Below are 16,234 nucleotides of genomic sequence, written 5' to 3'. Positions count from 1 at the left end.
GCCATGAAACATCGTTATCCACAGGTCATCCTGTTCCTTTGCGCTTTGACTGCATTGCCTATGGCGATGGCAGCCGATGCCGTCAAACTCGACACTCCTGTCGGCGGCTGGCGCATCGGTGCCGCCGAAGGTGAAGGCGAAAACTTCCGTCAGACCGTCAACTACCCGGCTTCCTCGGTCAACACCCCGGTGGGCCAGGCCAACACCGCTCGCATTAGCGGTCAAATCAAAGCCACGCCCAAGCGCAACGAGCCCGGAAAACTCATCGTCAACGGCGTCAGCATGCCGCTGAAACTCGACCCCGCCGGACATTTCGACCGCCCGTTTTCATTCCCCAATGGCAGCAATAGCGTCGAAGTCCGCAGCCCCGACGGTCAGCAACGCCACCGCACTCAATTCCTCCACCTCAGCGGCGGTGCGACCCCGGCCAAACTGCGGGTCCTGCTGTCCTGGGACAGCGATAACACCGATCTGGATTTGCACCTCATCACCCCTGATGGCGCACACATCTGGTACGGCGACCGTGTGGCGCCCAATGGCGCGGCGCTGGATGTCGACGTCACCACCGGATACGGGCCGGAGATTTTTTCCATGCCGGCACCGATCAAGGGGCAATACCTGGTGTATCTGAATTACTTTGGAGGCGGCTATCGCAGTGGCGAAGAGGGGCAGGAGAATGCTGTTCAGCCGCTGACGACAGCGCAGGTGACGGTGATTACAGAAGAGGGAACGCCTGACGAGAAGATGCAGACGTTTGTCGTGCCGATGCGGGCGGTGGGGGAGTTGACGCTGGTTCGGGCGTTTAGTTATCCGTGAGGGGGAGGGTAGCTGATCTGATACCGAGTACTACGACCGCCCCCTGGCAAACGCATCAGGCAGCCTTTCTCCAGCAACTCCGTCAAGTGTCGGGTTGCGGTGGCTTTGGATACTTTTGCCACGGCTTGATACTGGGCAGCGCTGATGCCGTTCTCAAAGCCGTTCTCGCCGCCATCGAGCAAGCGATTGAGTACTTTGACTTGTTCTGAAGACAGCGGATGTTCTCGATGCTGTTGCCAGAAACGCGCTTTGCCGAGCACGCGGTCGATACGAACCATAGCCTGTTGAAGGCTGCGCAATAGTGTTTGCAGAAACCACTCCAGCCACTCGGTGATATCAAGCGTGGCTTTCTGAGAGGTCTCCAGCACCCGGTAATAACCGGCGCGATCATCCAGGATACTGGCGGACATGGCGTAGAAACGGATGGCCTGGTTTTCGCCTTGAGCGAGCGCCAAGTCAGTGAGGGCACGGGTCAAACGCCCGTTGCCATCGTCGAACGGATGGAGGGTCACAAACCAGAAGTGCGCGATGCCGGCACGGAGCAATGGATCGAGTTGTGTCTTGGCGCGGCTGGTTTCGAACCAGGCGAGGAAGGCATCCAACTGCTGCTCCAAGCCGTCCCGCGCAGGGGCCTCGAAATGAACGGTCGGCTTATCCAGGCGACCGGAAACCACCTGCATCGGCTCATCTCCACGCAAGGCGCCGACACGGATATTGCGTGCATTGAAGTCTTCTTCCTGAGCAGGGAACAACCACTCATGCCAGCGCAGCAGGCGTTCAAGGTTCAGCGGCTCGGCGAAATGCTGGGTGGCATCCAGCATCAACTCCGCCAACCCTTCACTGCGCTTGCTCACGCGACTGTCGCCTTCGTCTTCCAGGCCCAGACGTCGGGCCAGCGAAGAACGGACCGAACCCACATTAAGCTGTTCGCCTTCAATGGCGGATGAGGTCACGATGTTCTGAAGTAACGAATCCAGCTCACTTTGTGCGGTCAGTTCCGCCCCCACATAACTGGACATCCCCAGCAAGCGACCTTGCGCCAGCACGCACTCGCGCAACAGCGGCGACAAGCGCTCGGACTGCCAGTGAAAGTGCGGCCAATCGGGCTGTTGCCAGATCCAGCGAGGATGGTCCATGGGGAAGGGCTCTTGAGTGTGAGCCGAATAAGGAGGTTATTCGGCTCATTTGATGAGCCGATTGTGTGAGCTATTCGGCTCACCGTCCAGTAGATCGTCAGTGCGCCTGGCGATTCAGAAGAAGCGGTCGGCCATCACTCAATCACTCTGATCCGCTGTGGACAGCACGTCATTGATCTTCCAGCAGCCATTGTTCTTGACCAGCAACACATCAACGATCTGGGTTGTATCGGGCGTATTGCCCAATGTCACCTGCTCCCTGGCTGAGGCTCCCTGCACGAGTGGCTCACTGACCTGGATGTGGGTGAGCCATTCTTCCATGTAGTCTTGAGCCTTGATGAAATAGTCCTCTTCGAGCCCATCCGGGCTGGCCATCTGCTTTTTGATCTTGTCGATCAGCTCGTCCGAAACGTACTGCTTCATCTGCGCAACATCTTCGGTCAACGGATCTTTTCCAGCGCTGAAGCTTTGCAGGTACCCGTTATAGAAAGCTTCGGCCACGGGCTTGGGGGAGCTGGCGCAGTCGGCGAAGGCAACAGGGGGATGAAAAACCGCTGCGGCGAACAGCAGGGAAAGCCACTTTCTCATGGTTGTGTCCTTACAGACTCGTTGGGATTGGGCGAGGCGTGGGGCATCCGCCGAGCCCGTTCAGGCGCCGGATAGGTTGAGCGCTTTGGGGGAGGGCCGTCAATGGACGGCTAGTGGGGTGGAGTGGGAATGGTCCACGTCCACCGAACCGCAAGATTCTGGTTATCCGTGAGACCGTCTTACGTCGACATACTTTGTGATTTTTATTTTCTCAAGGTTGGGAGTACTCAAGGGCGTCGCCTATAGAACAGGAATGCCCTTACGTGAATGATCTCACCTCCACCTCGTTGTCCCCTGATGCAAGCTTTAATGAAATCACACAACTAATTGTTACCGCTCGCCAGAGGGCGGTGCAGGCGGTCAATACCGAGTTGATTGAGCTGCACTGGCAGGTAGGGACTTATATCAGCAGGAAGATCGAATCCGCAGAGTGGGGTGACGGAGTGGTTGCTCAATTGGCTACTCACCTTGCGCGAACTCAGCCTGGATTGCGCGGTTTTACCAGGGCTAATCTCTTTCGCATGCGCAAGTTTTACGAGGCGTACAGGCACGACGCAAAAGTCGCAGCACTGCTGCGACAATTACCCTGGACCCAAAACCTGATTATCCTCAATCAAAGCAAGCGCATTGAAGAGCGCGAGTTTTACCTGCGTATGGCGATTCAGGAGAAATGGTCAAGCCGAGAACTGGAGCGTCAATTCAAAACCGCTCTGTTTGAGCGCTCCGTCATCAGCCCGGCGAAAGTCTCACCACTGCTGAGGCAAATGCATCCTGAAGCGATGAGTGTGTTTAAGGATACGTACATGGTCGAATTTCTCGACCTTGCGCAAGGACATGTCGAGGCTGACTTACATGGAGGGTTGTTACGCAGGCTCAGGGACTTTCTGATCGAGTTGGGAAGGGATTTTTGCTTCGTTGGTTCGCAGTATCCATTGCAGGTCGGTGACCGTGACTTTGCCCTGGATCTGCTGTTCTTCCATCGTGGGCTGAACTGTCTGGTGGCGATCGAACTCAAGGTCGGGCGCTTCGAGCCAGAGTATCTGGGGAAACTGGACTTCTACCTTGAGGCTCTGGACCGCAATGTCCGCAAACCCCATGAAAACCCGGCGCTTGGTGTACTGCTGTGTGCCAGCAAGGACAATGAGGTGGTCGAGTACGCTCTCAACCGTTCACTTTCACCGGCATTGATCTCGGAGTACCAGACGCAATTGCCGGACAAGAAGTTGTTACAGGCCAAGCTGCACGAGTTCTATGCCCTTAATGGTGGCGAGTCCTGAAGCTTTCCAACAGACATTAAAAAGCCGGCTTGTGGCCGGCTTCTCGGGGACGGGCTTGGTTTATTTTTGGTAAACCGTACCAGCCTTCAAAACGTACACCCGGATCTTGCGTCCGGCTGTGGGACTTGGCGAGAAAGTCATCTGCCTTGTCGGTGCAATCGGACCAGCACAGGGCGGGGCGATGCAAATGTGGGGCGCAGCATACTGATTTTTGTGGGGAATTCCCAGCGTGAAGTACTATCCAGAGCGTTGTACTGCTTAAAAGGCCTATGAGTTTGAAGGTTGTGTTGCCCGGAAGGGCGCTATCGCGGGCAAGCCTTGCTCCTACGGTTTTATGTCGTTCACGAATTCGCGGTCGGCTCAACACTGTAGGAGCAAGGCTTGCCCGCGATAAGGGCGACTTGGTATCAACTGAACGGCACCGGTGGCCTCTGTTTGTTCAGCGTGGACCACCAGAAGACCCAGCCGAGGATTTCGATGTTTTGTTCTTCGATCTGTTTGGCGCTGAAGATTTCGTCGGGGTAGCCGTTGCTGTTGTGGCTGCGCAGTCGCAGGGCGCCGGAGGGGAGGCGGTGCAGGTATTTGATGCGCAGCATGCCGGCGTGTTCGAGGGCGTAGATCTGGCCGTCGACGACCTGGGTCAGGCTGCGGTCGATGGCCAGGGTCGAGCCGTCTTCGATTTTCTCCGACATGCTGTCGCCGACCATGGGCACGCAGATGGCTTGGGCCGGTTCGACCTCCAGGCTCTCGAGGTGGCTTCGCGGCAGGCGGATGAACTCGCCGGGGATTTCGACGACCTCGGTTTCGCTGGCGCCAGCGGTAATAGGGACTTCTTTATACAGCGGGATTTCTACATCGAGCGAATCGATATTCACGGTGTACACGCCGCGTGTTTCTTGTGCGTCGAAAACGTTGCCGGTCTGATCGGCCAGTTGGCCCGGGCCTGGGCGCCTGGGGCCTTCGCCGTTGAGCAGCCACAGGCTGTTGACGCTTAACAGGCGGGCGATTTCGTCCATGCGCGGATAGGGGACGCCGCGGATGTACCAGTTGTTCACGTGCTGGGGCTCGACGTTGCAGAAAGCCGCGAATGCCGTCGGGGTGATGTTCACCTCTTTCAGGAGCGCTTTGAAGCGTGGGCCGCATTTGTGCTTTTTCATGAATACGGAGTTTACGGGCCGGGGTGGCTGGATTAAATAAACAACCGGATCAATCTTCGCGGGAATATTCTGCTGTGGTGAAGGATATTGTTAGTTAATATTAAACATGTCTAAACGTTAGACTTTGTTTCATTAAACGCACTGTTTAAGTTGATGTTTTAACGCTCATAAAAAAACCCCGGATAACCGGGGTTTCTTCAAGAGGTCAGTGGCATTCAGCCAATGCCGTCTCAGCCTTTATAGGCAGCAACCGACTTCATGATCGCGGCGCGAGCGGCATCTGCGCCGTCCCAGCCTTCGATCTTCACCCATTTGCCTTTTTCGAGATCTTTGTAGTTCGCGAAGAAGTGCTCGATCTGCTGAATCAGCAGCGCTGGCAGGTCAGTGTATTCCTTCACGTCGACGTACAGCTGGGACAGCTTGTCGTGTGGAACAGCGATGACTTTAGCGTCGCCGCCGCCGTCGTCGGTCATGTTCAGGATGCCGACTGGACGCGCGCGGATCACCGAGCCTGGAGCAACCGGGTAAGGGGTTACGACCAGCACGTCGAGGGGATCACCGTCGTCCGCCAGGGTGTTCGGGATGTAACCGTAGTTGGCCGGGTAGAACATTGGGGTGGCCATGAAACGGTCAACGAACAGGCAATCGCTGTCTTTGTCGATTTCGTATTTGATCGGCGCGTGGTTGGCCGGAATCTCGATCGCGACGTAGATGTCGTTCGGCAGGTCTTTGCCAGCCGGAATCTTGCTGTAGCTCATTGGGCGGTGCCCCCGTAAGTGGCCAAATGACTTGGCCGGATTGACCAAAAAGTGGCGGCGATTATAGGCATATTCCGTCGCCTGCGCCACGTACCAGAGGTCGTATAGACCCAGGCAGGAAGCTAGTCGTGTGCCTGATAGCCCGGATGGGTGGCTTGCAGTTGCTCGAGCCTGGCCAGAGGGTCCTGGCGGTAAAACAGCTGCAGTTGCTGATAGACCTGTGGATAAGTTGCGTGCAGCAAATCCGGGGCGCTGAAGAAGTATTCGCTGGTGACGGCGAAGAACTCGGCCGGGTTTTCCGCCGCGTAAGGGTCGATGGCGGTGTTGGCGTGCGGATGGCGATCCAGTTGGCGATTAAGGTCGTCGTAGGCGTGTTGCATGACTTTCGCCCAGTCGCTGACGCGCATGTCGCTGTGCAGCGGCGGCAAGCCGTTGGCATTGCCGTTGAGCATGTCGAGTTTGTGCGCCAGTTCGTGGATCACCAGGTTGTAGCCTTCCCAGCCCCCGCTGGCCATCACGCCCGGCCAGGCCAGAATGATCGGCCCCTGTTGCCAGGCTTCGCCGCTGTGCTCGCCGTTCCATTCATGCTCGACGCCGCTGGCATCGCGATGGCGCTGCGGGCTGAGGAAGTCGTCGGGGTAGAGCACGATTTCGTGGAAACCCTGATACCAGTTCAAGTCGCCCAGGTGTAGCAACGGCAATTGCGCCTGAGCGGCGAGCAACAGGCGTTGTTCCTGGTGCAGTTCGACGCCGGGCAGGCAGGTCAGGTGTTTTTCTTGCAGAAAGAGCACAGCGGCTTCGCGCAGCCAGTGGTCTTCGGCCTCGCTGAGGCCGTCGAGGAAACTCAGGTGTTGGCGCACCCGCTGCCAGGTTTCATCGGCAACGGGGTGCTTGGCCAGCGTACGCCGGCGGCGCCAGGCGTTGAGGAACCACATGGACGCTCAGCGCGACGCGGCTTTGGAGCTCGCGTTGGCCAGGCGATTGCGGATCACCCCAATGATCATCGGTACCAGCGACAGCAGGATGATGCCCACTACCAGCAACGACAGGTTCTTCTTGATGAACGGCACGTTACCGAAGAAATAACCCAGGGTCACCAGGCCGCCGACCCAGAGGATGGTGCCGAACACGCTGAAGGCGAAGAAACGCGGGTAAGGCATTTTGCCTACGCCGGCGACGAACGGTGCGAAGGTCCGGATGATTGGCAGGAAGCGCGCCAGGGTCACGGTCTTGCCGCCATGCTTGTCATAGAAGTCATGGGTTTGTTGCAGGTAGTCGCGACGGAAGATCTTTGAATTCGGATTGCTGAACAACTTTTCGCCGGCTGTTCGCCCGACAAGGTAGTTGGTGCTGTCACCGAGAATCGCCGCCAGCATCAACAAGCCGCCCAGCAGCACCGGGTCCATGCCGCCACCGGCCGCTACCGCGCCGGCGATGAACAACAACGAGTCGCCCGGCAGGAAAGGCATCACCACCAGGCCGGTTTCGCAGAAAATCACCATGAACAGGATGGCGTAGATCCATGGCCCGTAGTTGGTCACCAGCAAATCGAGGTAGACATCGAGATGCAGGATTAAGTCGATCGGGTTGAAATCCATGGTGGGCACCTGTGGTAACGACCCGACTCAGCAGGCCTGTGCGAATATTTTGGAAAATTGGGCTACAGGGCTGTGGAGTTTTTCTTACAACCCGTGAGGTTCGTGATTATACGGACTGAAAGGTGAAAAGCGTGTCGAGTTTGTAGCGAGGGATTTCCAAGTCGGATCGGTGGTTCCGCGCTGAACTCTCCCTCGCCACAAGAGCCCGCCTCACCACAAATAGCTCAGAGCTCTTCGCTGATCGGCAAAACGTAGTTCTTGAACTCGGTGTCTTCGCGAAAACCGATGGATTCGTAGGTTTTCTGCGCAATTTTGTTGTCGCTGCTGGTCGAGACGCGCATGCGCACAGCCTGGGTTTCCTTGGCCATTTTCTTTGCGGTGCGCATCAGGTTGTCGGCAACCAGCTGGCGGCGGGCATCTTCGGCGACGTAGATGTCGTTGAGGATCCACACGCGCTTGAGCGACAGCGACGAAAAGCTTGGGTACAGCTGACAAAAGCCCAGCAATTTGTTGTCGTCATCATCGGGCAGGGCCAGATAAATCACCGACTCCTTGCGGCGCAGGCGCTTTTCCAGAAAGGCCCGGGACGAATCCGGGTAAGGCAACGAGCCATAAAATTCGCGGTACTTGACGAACAACGGCGTCAGAAGGTCCAGGTGCTCGAGGGTTGCTTGAGTAATCCGCATGCTAGGCCTCAACTTTCAAGTAGATAGGGCGGCAGTTTCCAGTGGATACGACGGCAATCGGTTCACTGCTCGGGCAGCCGTTCGTCGACTCTGCCTGAAAGCGGATCAAAAACGCAATTCCAATACGGGTCAGGCATCCGGCAGACTCAGTAGGAAATTTCCTTTCATATCAGCGTCATCTTTCGACCCAATAGTCTGGACCTGGGCTTCATCTTTCAGGTTAACCCCCGACAACTGCCGTCGACAGGCCTCGCGCATCAAGTACAGCAAACGGTGTGCCGCCATGCCATAGCTCAAACCTTCAAGGCGGACATTGGAAATACAGTTGCGATAGGCGTCTGTCAGGCCGACCTTTGGATTATAGGTGAAATACAAACCGAGACTGTCTGGCGAGCTGAGTCCAGGGCGTTCGCCTATCAGGATCACGACCATTTTTGCGCCGAGCAATTCGCCGATTTCGTCAGCCACGGCGACGCGACCCTGTTCCACCAGAATCACCGGCGACAATGACCAGCCTTCGGCGTGAGTCTGTTCTTCCATGCGCGTCAGAAACGGCAAGGTGTGCCGGTGCACCGCCAGCGCCGACAGGCCGTCGGCCACGACGATCGCCAGATCAACGCCGCCCGGGTTGGCCAACGCGTGTTCGCGCAGTATTTGCGCGGACTCGTCACTCAACTTGCGCCCCAGGTCTGGCCGTTGCAGATAACTGTGGCGATCGCTGGCGGCGCTGTGCAGCAGCAGACTGTCGCGTCCGCGCTCGGCCAGTTGCTGGCTGAGTCCGACATGATCGAAGGGCAGGTGCACGGCATCGCGCGCCTCGGCGTGGGCGTACTGGAAATCCAGTTGCGCGCTGGTCGGCATACTGGTGCCGGTACGACCCAGAGCGATGCGTGCCGGGGTCAGGCGGCGCAGTCCCAGCCAGGGGTTTTGCGGATCGACGGTTGGTTTATCCATCAGCAGATTACTCATCCCAGTTGCGCCATGGCCTGGCGGAAGGCCGGCGGCAGGTTGTTGCCGAAGTGCACCTTGCCGTCACCTTGGGTGAAGATGCCCATATGTGCCAGCCACCGCTCAAACTCGGGGGCCGGTTTCAGGCCCAGGGTCTGGCGCGCGTAGAGCGCGTCGTGGAACGAGGTGGTCTGGTAGTTGAGCATGATGTCGTCGGAACCGGGGATGCCCATGATGAAGTTGATCCCGGCCACGCCGAGCAGCGTCAGCAAGGTGTCCATGTCGTCCTGATCGGCTTCGGCGTGGTTGGTATAGCAGATGTCGCACCCCATCGGCACCCCGAGCAACTTGCCGCAGAAGTGATCTTCGAGGCCGGCGCGGATGATCTGTTTGCCGTTGTAGAGGTATTCCGGGCCAATGAAACCGACCACGGTGTTTACCAGAAACGGCTTGAAGTGCCGGGCCACGGCGTAGGCGCGGGTTTCGCAGGTTTGTTGGTCGATGCCGTGATGGGCATTGGCCGAGAGCGCGCTGCCCTGGCCGGTTTCGAAGTACATCAGGTTTTGCCCCAGGGTGCCGCGATTGAGGCTCAAGCCTGCTTCATACCCCTCCTGCAGCACACTCAGGCTGATGCCGAAACTGGCGTTGGCCGCTTCGGTGCCGGCGATTGACTGGAACACCAGGTCCAGCGGCACGCCACGGTTGATCGCCTCGATAGAGGTGGTGACGTGGGTCAGCACGCAGGCTTGGGTCGGGATTTCGTAGCGCTGGATGACCGCGTCGAGCATTTCCAGCATCGCGCAGATCGAGGCGATGCTGTCGGTGGCCGGGTTGATGCCGATCATCGCGTCGCCGTTGCCGTAGAGCAGGCCGTCGAGAATGCTCGCGGCAATGCCGGCGGGTTCGTCGGTAGGGTGGTTGGGTTGCAGGCGGGTCGATAGGCGCCCGCGCAGACCCATGGTGCCGCGAAACCGAGTCACCACGCGGATCTTTTGTGCCACCAGCACCAGGTCCTGCACGCGCATGATCTTCGACACGGCAGCGGCCATTTCCGGGGTCAGGCCAGGGGCCAGCGCCCGCAGGCTCTGCTCGTCGGCCGCATCGCTGAGCAGCCAGTCGCGAAAACCGCCAACGGTCAGGTGGCTGACGGTCTCAAAGGCGCGGGCGTCGTGGGTGTCGATGATCAGCCGGGTGACTTCATCGGATTCGTAGGGGATCAGCACTTCTTGCAGGAAATGCTTGAGCGGGATATCAGCCAAGGTCATTTGCGCGGCGACCCGTTCGCCGTCGTTCAGGGCGGCGACGCCGGCCAGAAAGTCCCCGGAGCGTGCCGGGCTGGCCTTGGCCATGACTTCCTTGAGGCCATCGAAACGGTAAGTCCGGGCGCCGACGGTATGGGCAAATGCAGCCATGAGCGGTGTCCTCTTGAATCTGTAAGTGATGACCCGTAGGAGCAGGGCTCGCCCGCGATCGGATCGCCGCGATATCTCTGTCAGACCGCGGTGAAGCTATCGCGGGCAAGCCTTGCTCCTACGGGTGTTGCATTGTTTCAGGGCAGGCGCCGGGGAAATTGCCCGGCGCCGGTGCGACTCAGATACCCGTAAGCATCGCATCCGCCGGGGCGTCGAAGCGCTGTTTGGCGGTCAATTGGAAGTAGATGAAGCCGGCGACCATGAAACCGAGGAAAATCATCCCGATCAAGGTATTGAACCAGGCCATCGCCACCAGGCAGACCACCGCCAGGAACAGCGCGATGCCCGGCACGATCGGATAACCCGGGGCGCGGAAGGTGCGCTCCAGCAGCGGCTCGGTTTTGCGCAGTTTGAACAGGCTGAGCATGCTGATGATGTACATCACGATAGCGCCGAACACCGACATGGTGATCATCGCGGCGGTCAGGGTCATGCCTTGCAGGTTGACCAGCCCGTCACTGTAGATCGCCGCGATGCCGATCACGCCGCCGGCCAGAATTGCCCGATGCGGGGTCTGGAAGCGCGAGAGCTTGGCCAGGCCGCGAGGCAGGTAGCCGGCGCGAGCGAGGGCGAAGAACTGGCGCGAGTAGCCGAGGATGATCCCGTGGAAGCTCGCCACCAGACCGAACAAACCGATCCACACCAGCATGTGCATCCAGCTGGAGTTGTTGCCGACCACGGCTTTCATGGCCTGAGGCAGTGGATCGTTGATGTTCGCCAGTTGGCGCCAGTCGCCCACACCGCCGGCCATCACCATCACGCCGATGGCCAGGAACACCAGGGTCAGGATGCCGCTGACGTAGGCCCGTGGAATGGTACGTTTCGGGTCCTTGGCTTCTTCGGCAGCCATGGCCGCGCCTTCGATGGCGAGGAAAAACCAGATGGCAAAGGGGATCGCCGCAAAGATGCCGGGGATCGAGGCGACCGTGAACTCATTGGAGCCGGACCAGCCGTTGAGCACGAAATTGCTGAAGCTGAAGCCCGGTGCAACCACGCCCATGAACACCAGCAGTTCGGCTACCGCCAGAACGGTCACCACCAGTTCGAAGGTCGCGGCAATGCTGACGCCGAGAATGTTCAGGCCCATGAACACGAAGTAGGCGCCGACCGCGGCGAGTTTCGGGTCCAGATCCGGGTATTGCACGTTCAGGTAGGCGCCGATAGCCATCGCAATGGCCGGTGGCGCAAAGACGAACTCGATCAGCGTGGCGATCCCGGCGATCAAGCCGCCTTTTTCACCAAAGGCCCGTCGGCTGTAGGCAAAGGGCCCGCCAGCGTGGGGAATCGCGGTGGTGAGTTCGGTGAAACTGAAGATGAAGCAGGTGTACATCGTCGCCACCATCAACGCGGTGACGAGGAACCCCAAAGTGCCTGCGGTGCCCCAGCCGTAACTCCAGCCGAAGTATTCGCCGGAAATCACCAGGCCGACGGCAATGCCCCATAGATGCAAGGTGCCGAGTGTGGGTTTGAGCGTTGTTGAAGAAGTCATAAGTCCTCTCTGTTTTTTATTGTTCGATCTGTTGGACTTTCGGGTGTGGCGGTTTGGGTGGATCGACGCTGTTCACGCAGCGGGTAATCTGTCGAACGGGCACGCAAGGCCCGTGCCAGAGCGGCAGGGCAATGTAGGTTGTGTCAATGAAGGCGCCATCGCTGGCAAGCCATGCTCCTACAGGGGGGTGTGATTTGTAGGAGCAAGGCTTACCCGCGATAGCTGTTACGCGATTTCGCGCGGGGTTAGAAGAAACCCAGTGGATTGATGTCGTAGCTCACCAGCAGGTTTTTGGTTTGCTGGTAGTGGTCGAGCATCATTTTGTGGGTTTCACGGCCGACACCGGACTTCTTGTAACCACCGAACGCGGCGTGGGCCGGGTACAGGTGGTAGCAGTTGGTCCAGACGCGTCCGGCCTTGATCGCCCGGCCCATGCGGTAGGCGCGGTTGATGTCGCGGGTCCAGAGACCGGCACCAAGGCCGAACTCGGTGTCGTTGGCAATCGCCAGGGCTTCGGCTTCGTCCTTGAAGGTGGTGATGCTCACCACCGGGCCAAAGATTTCCTCCTGGAACACGCGCATTTTGTTGGTGCCCTTGAGCAGGGTCGGCTGGATGTAATACCCGGTCGCTAGGTTGCCCTCGAGTTTTTCTACCTTGCCGCCGGTCAGCAACTCGGCACCTTCGCCTTTGGCGATTTCCAGGTACGAGAGGATCTTGTCGAATTGTTGCTCGGACGCCTGAGCGCCGACCATGGTGTCGGTGTCCAGCGGGTCGCCACGTTTGATTTGCAGGACCTTCTTCATCACCACTTTCATGAAGTCGTCGTAGATCGACTCTTGCACCAGTGCGCGGGACGGGCAGGTGCAGACTTCGCCCTGGTTGAAGAACGCCAGTACCAGGCCTTCGGCAGCTTTTTCGATGAAGGTCGGTTCGGCTTGCATGATGTCGGCGAAGAAGATGTTCGGCGATTTGCCGCCCAGTTCCACGGTGGACGGAATGATGTTTTCGGCGGCGCATTTCATGATGTGCGAGCCGACCGGGGTCGAGCCGGTAAAGGCAATTTTGGCAATGCGTTTGCTGGTGGCCAGGGCTTCACCGGCTTCTTTGCCGAAACCTTGCACGACGTTCAGCACGCCAGGCGGCAGCAGGTCGCCGATCAGTTCCAGCAGCACGGTAATGCCCAGCGGGGTTTGCTCGGCGGGCTTGAGCACCACGCAGTTGCCGGCGGCCAGTGCCGGGGCAAGTTTCCAGGCGGCCATCAGGATCGGGAAGTTCCACGGGATGATCTGCCCGACCACGCCCAGCGGTTCGTGAATGTGATAAGCCACGGTGTTGCCGTCGATTTCCGCGGCACTGCCTTCCTGGGCGCGCAGGCAACCGGCGAAGTAGCGGAAGTGGTCAGCGGCCAGTGGGATGTCGGCGTTGAGGGTTTCACGCACGGCTTTGCCGTTGTCCCAGCTTTCGGTGATTGCCAGGACTTCGAGGTTTTGCTCGATGCGGTCGGCGATTTTCAGCAGCACCAGCGAGCGCGCCTGAGCAGAGGTGCTGCCCCAGGCGTCGGCGGCTGCGTGGGCAGCGTCCAGGGCTTTTTCGATGTCTTCGGCCGTGGAGCGGGGGAATTCGGCAATCGGTTGGCCGTTGACCGGGGAAGTATTGGTGAAGTACTGACCTTTGACAGGCGCGACGAATTCGCCGCCGATGTAGTTGCCGTATTTACTCTTGAACGAAACGATAGCGCCTTCAGTACCTGGGTGAGCGTAACGCATGGTGAGTATCTCCTTGGCTTTTGTGCTTATAAGGGAGTACGCGCAGTAAGCGCTTGAGAAGCGTAGAGCAAAGGTCGGGCCAGTGCTTTGCGGGTCAGGTAAATCAAGGGCTTACGGTTTTTTCGAGGGGGTGGTGATACAGGGCCTGTGACAGATGTGGTACAGGCCTTGTGACAGTTTGTACCGCTTGTGGCACAGCCTGTGACCGGGCGGTCTTGCCAGCATTGCAAAGCAATCGAGGCAGGAGGATGCTGGGCGCTCTGTGGCGAGGGAGCTTGCTCCCGCTGGGTCGCGAAGCGGCCCCAAAATGTCTGCCGTTGATGATTTTTTGCGAGCGCTACGCACTCGAGCGGGAGCAAGCTCCCTCGCCACAAGGTGGTGACAGTCCTTCATTGGGCCCAGCACAGTGTTCGGAGAGAATAATAAAAAATGCACAGCAACCATTTGAGTCGCCATGCCCAGCAAGTCTTGACCGTGACCCAGGGCAAATCCCATTTGCACGGTCCCGGTAGCGATCCGTCCATCGCCCGTTCCTGGCTGCGTTGTCTTGAGGACTATCACCTCGACCCAGCCCTGACCATGGCGCCGACGGTGCTTGAACACGGTCGTGTGCTGGAGAGCCGCGAGCGCTTGCAGCAAGTCCTGCAGATTGCCGGTGGCGAAATGACCAGCCTGCATCAACAACTTTCCGGTGCCGGCCACGCCGTGCTGTTGACCGACGCCCGCGGGGTGATCCTCAACTGTGTCACGGCGCCTGCCGAACGGAAGATTTTCGAGCGCGCCGGTCTCTGGCTCGGTGCCGACTGGAGTGAAGCCTGCGAAGGCACCAATGGCATCGGCACCTGCCTGGTGGAGCGGCAGTCGCTGACCATTCACCAGGATGAGCATTTTCGGGGGCGTCATACAGGGCTGACCTGTTCGGCGAGCCCGGTGTTCGACCCGCATGGCGAACTGCTGGCGGTGCTCGACGTTTCGTCGGCGCGCCACGATGTCTCGCGTCAGAGCCAGTTTCACACCATGGCGCTGGTCAATCTCTCGGCGAAGATGATCGAGAGCTGCTACTTCCTGCGTTACTTCGACAATCAATGGCTGCTGCGCTTTCACTTGCAGGCCGAGTCGGTCGGGCTGTTCAGCGAAGGGCTGCTGGCGTTCGACGGAGAAGGGCGGATCAGTGCGGTCAATCAGAGCGCGTTGAACCTGCTGGGACATATTCGTGGCGGGTTGCTGGGTCAACCGGTCGAGGTATTTTTCGATTGCTCGCTGGACGAACTGCTGGGGCGTGCGAGCGTCAACGCCGCGGCCAGTTGGCCACTGCGCACTCGCGATGGGCGGGTGTTGTTTGCGCTATTGCGCGGCCGGCCGCGTAGCGTACCGACCCCGGTGCTGCAACCGCCGCTCATTGCCGAACGCCCGGTTCTTACGGGTATTTGTCTGGGGGATGAAGGGCTGCAGGCGGATTTTCGCAAAGCCTTGCGGGTCTTCGAACGTGATGTGCCGCTGTTGATCAACGGTGAAACCGGCTCAGGTAAAGAAGCCTTCGCCAAGGCCGTGCACCAGGCCAGTCAGCGCGCCGACAACGCCTTCGTTGCGCTGAACTGTGCAGCGATCCCGGAAAGCCTGATCGAGAGCGAACTGTTCGGCTATCGCGGCGGCAGTTTCACTGGCGCACGCAAAGAGGGCATGCGCGGCAAGTTGCAGCAGGCCGATGGCGGCACGTTGTTTCTCGACGAAATCGGCGACATGCCGCTGGCGTTGCAAACCCGACTATTAAGGGTGCTGGAAGATCGGCAGGTGGTGCCGATCGGTGGCGAGCCGCTGCCGGTCAACGTGCGGATCATCAGTGCCACTCACCGGAATTTGCTCGAACGGGTGCAGGACGGCAGTTTCCGTGAAGATTTGTATTACCGCCTCAATGGTCTGGAAATCGCCTTGCCAGCGTTGCGCGAACGCAGCGACAAGTCGCAGTTGCTGGACTTTTTGCTGGCTGAAGAGTCGGGCGGGGAGGCGGTGCTGATTGACGCTGCGGCGCGACAGGCGCTGCTCGACTACGCCTGGCCGGGTAACGTGCGGCAATTGCGCAATGTGCTGCGGACCCTGGCTGCGTTATGCGATGACGGACGGATCGGAGTTGAGGATTTGCCGGCGATTATTCGCCAGGCTCGACCGGCTCCAGTGTTGGCGCAGGTGGAAGAGGTGTCCGAAAATCCGCTGGACGATGCCGAACGCCTGGCGTTGCTCAATGCCCTGGAGCAGCAGCGTTGGCACATGACCCATACCGCGGAACAACTGGGAGTCAGCCGCAACACCCTCTATAGAAAACTGCGCAAGCACGGAATAGCCCGTTAAACCGCATGGGGCACACTTTTGTGGCGAGGGGGGCAAGCCCTAATGCCAGTCAGTTAAGGATGGACGCTTCCCTGTGGCGAGGGAGCTTGCTCCCGCTGGGGCGCGAAGCGGCCCTAAAAATGGGACTGCTACGCAGCCCAGCGGGAGCAAGCTCCCTCGCCACAGTGGTCGTGGTCATCTCACTAAAGAGTGCGATT

At 59.0% G+C, this 16,234-nt stretch carries 14 protein-coding genes; 3 read left to right on the top strand and 11 right to left on the bottom strand.

What is annotated here, in order from left to right; translation table 11 throughout:
- Nucleotides 1-3: 3 nt before the first annotated feature.
- Complete coding sequence (locus tag AABM55_RS25925; RefSeq protein WP_347928120.1) at nt 4-816, top strand: DUF2135 domain-containing protein; 813 nt, start codon at nt 4-6, stop codon at nt 814-816.
- Here the strand turns inward: AABM55_RS25925 and AABM55_RS25920 are convergent.
- Both AABM55_RS25920 and AABM55_RS25915 read right to left on the bottom strand, forming a co-directional pair.
- The gene (locus tag AABM55_RS25920; protein ID WP_347928119.1) at nt 807-1,952 is read right to left on the bottom strand and encodes a Fic family protein; all 1,146 of its coding nucleotides are present in this window, start codon (nt 1,950-1,952) and stop codon (nt 807-809) included. The two genes, AABM55_RS25925 and AABM55_RS25920, sit on opposite strands and share 10 nt — an antisense overlap.
- A gap of 138 nt (nt 1,953-2,090) precedes the next feature.
- Entirely contained in the window at nt 2,091-2,540 is a 450-nt protein-coding gene (locus AABM55_RS25915; RefSeq protein ID WP_347928117.1) for a DUF3828 domain-containing protein, read from the bottom strand.
- Between the two features lie 263 nt (nt 2,541-2,803).
- Between AABM55_RS25915 and AABM55_RS25910 the strand changes: the two genes are divergently transcribed.
- The gene (locus tag AABM55_RS25910; protein WP_347928116.1) at nt 2,804-3,817 is read left to right on the top strand and encodes a PDDEXK nuclease domain-containing protein; all 1,014 of its coding nucleotides are present in this window, start codon (nt 2,804-2,806) and stop codon (nt 3,815-3,817) included.
- Between the two features lie 407 nt (nt 3,818-4,224).
- On the opposite strand, the gene AABM55_RS25905 is transcribed toward AABM55_RS25910, so the two are convergent.
- From AABM55_RS25905 to AABM55_RS25865, 9 genes are all read right to left on the bottom strand, one after another.
- The gene (locus AABM55_RS25905; RefSeq protein ID WP_347928115.1) at nt 4,225-4,974 is read right to left on the bottom strand and encodes a helix-turn-helix transcriptional regulator; all 750 of its coding nucleotides are present in this window, start codon (nt 4,972-4,974) and stop codon (nt 4,225-4,227) included.
- 230 nt (nt 4,975-5,204) lie between these two features.
- Nucleotides 5,205-5,732 carry an inorganic diphosphatase gene (ppa, locus tag AABM55_RS25900; RefSeq protein WP_019693833.1) on the bottom strand — a complete coding sequence of 176 codons (528 nt, stop codon included), beginning with the start codon at nt 5,730-5,732 and terminating at the stop codon, nt 5,205-5,207.
- 122 nt (nt 5,733-5,854) lie between these two features.
- Nucleotides 5,855-6,667, bottom strand: coding sequence for a zinc-dependent peptidase (locus AABM55_RS25895; protein ID WP_347928114.1), 813 nt, complete (start codon nt 6,665-6,667; stop codon nt 5,855-5,857).
- A gap of 6 nt (nt 6,668-6,673) precedes the next feature.
- Nucleotides 6,674-7,330: a DedA family protein gene (locus AABM55_RS25890; RefSeq protein WP_054594226.1), complete on the bottom strand. Its 657-nt coding sequence runs from the start codon at nt 7,328-7,330 to the stop codon at nt 6,674-6,676.
- 224 nt (nt 7,331-7,554) lie between these two features.
- Entirely contained in the window at nt 7,555-8,016 is a 462-nt protein-coding gene (locus AABM55_RS25885) for an N-acetyltransferase (RefSeq protein WP_054594225.1), read from the bottom strand.
- A 129-nt stretch (nt 8,017-8,145) separates the two neighbouring features.
- Nucleotides 8,146-8,970: an ethanolamine ammonia-lyase subunit EutC gene (eutC, locus tag AABM55_RS25880; RefSeq protein WP_347930085.1), complete on the bottom strand. Its 825-nt coding sequence runs from the start codon at nt 8,968-8,970 to the stop codon at nt 8,146-8,148.
- 11 nt (nt 8,971-8,981) lie between these two features.
- Nucleotides 8,982-10,376 carry an ethanolamine ammonia-lyase subunit EutB gene (locus tag AABM55_RS25875; protein ID WP_054594224.1) on the bottom strand — a complete coding sequence of 465 codons (1,395 nt, stop codon included), beginning with the start codon at nt 10,374-10,376 and terminating at the stop codon, nt 8,982-8,984.
- A 178-nt stretch (nt 10,377-10,554) separates the two neighbouring features.
- A complete protein-coding gene (gene eat, locus AABM55_RS25870; protein WP_054594223.1) occupies nt 10,555-11,925 on the bottom strand; it encodes an ethanolamine permease in 1,371 nt (456 codons plus the stop codon).
- A gap of 245 nt (nt 11,926-12,170) precedes the next feature.
- Nucleotides 12,171-13,691 (bottom strand): aldehyde dehydrogenase family protein, encoded by a 1,521-nt coding sequence (locus tag AABM55_RS25865; RefSeq protein ID WP_054594222.1) that lies wholly within the window; start codon nt 13,689-13,691, stop codon nt 12,171-12,173.
- A gap of 429 nt (nt 13,692-14,120) precedes the next feature.
- Between AABM55_RS25865 and AABM55_RS25860 the strand changes: the two genes are divergently transcribed.
- On the top strand, nt 14,121-16,037 hold the full coding sequence (locus AABM55_RS25860; RefSeq protein ID WP_347928113.1) for a sigma-54-dependent Fis family transcriptional regulator: 1,917 nt from the start codon (nt 14,121-14,123) through the stop codon (nt 16,035-16,037).
- The last annotated feature ends 197 nt before the right edge of the window (nt 16,038-16,234 follow it).

It is taken from the genome of Pseudomonas helvetica, assembly GCF_039908645.1.
GTDB classification, from domain to species: domain Bacteria; phylum Pseudomonadota; class Gammaproteobacteria; order Pseudomonadales; family Pseudomonadaceae; genus Aquipseudomonas; species Aquipseudomonas helvetica.
Note: the sequence above shows the minus strand (reverse complement) of the source record. Positions and strands in the feature narration are given on the sequence as shown.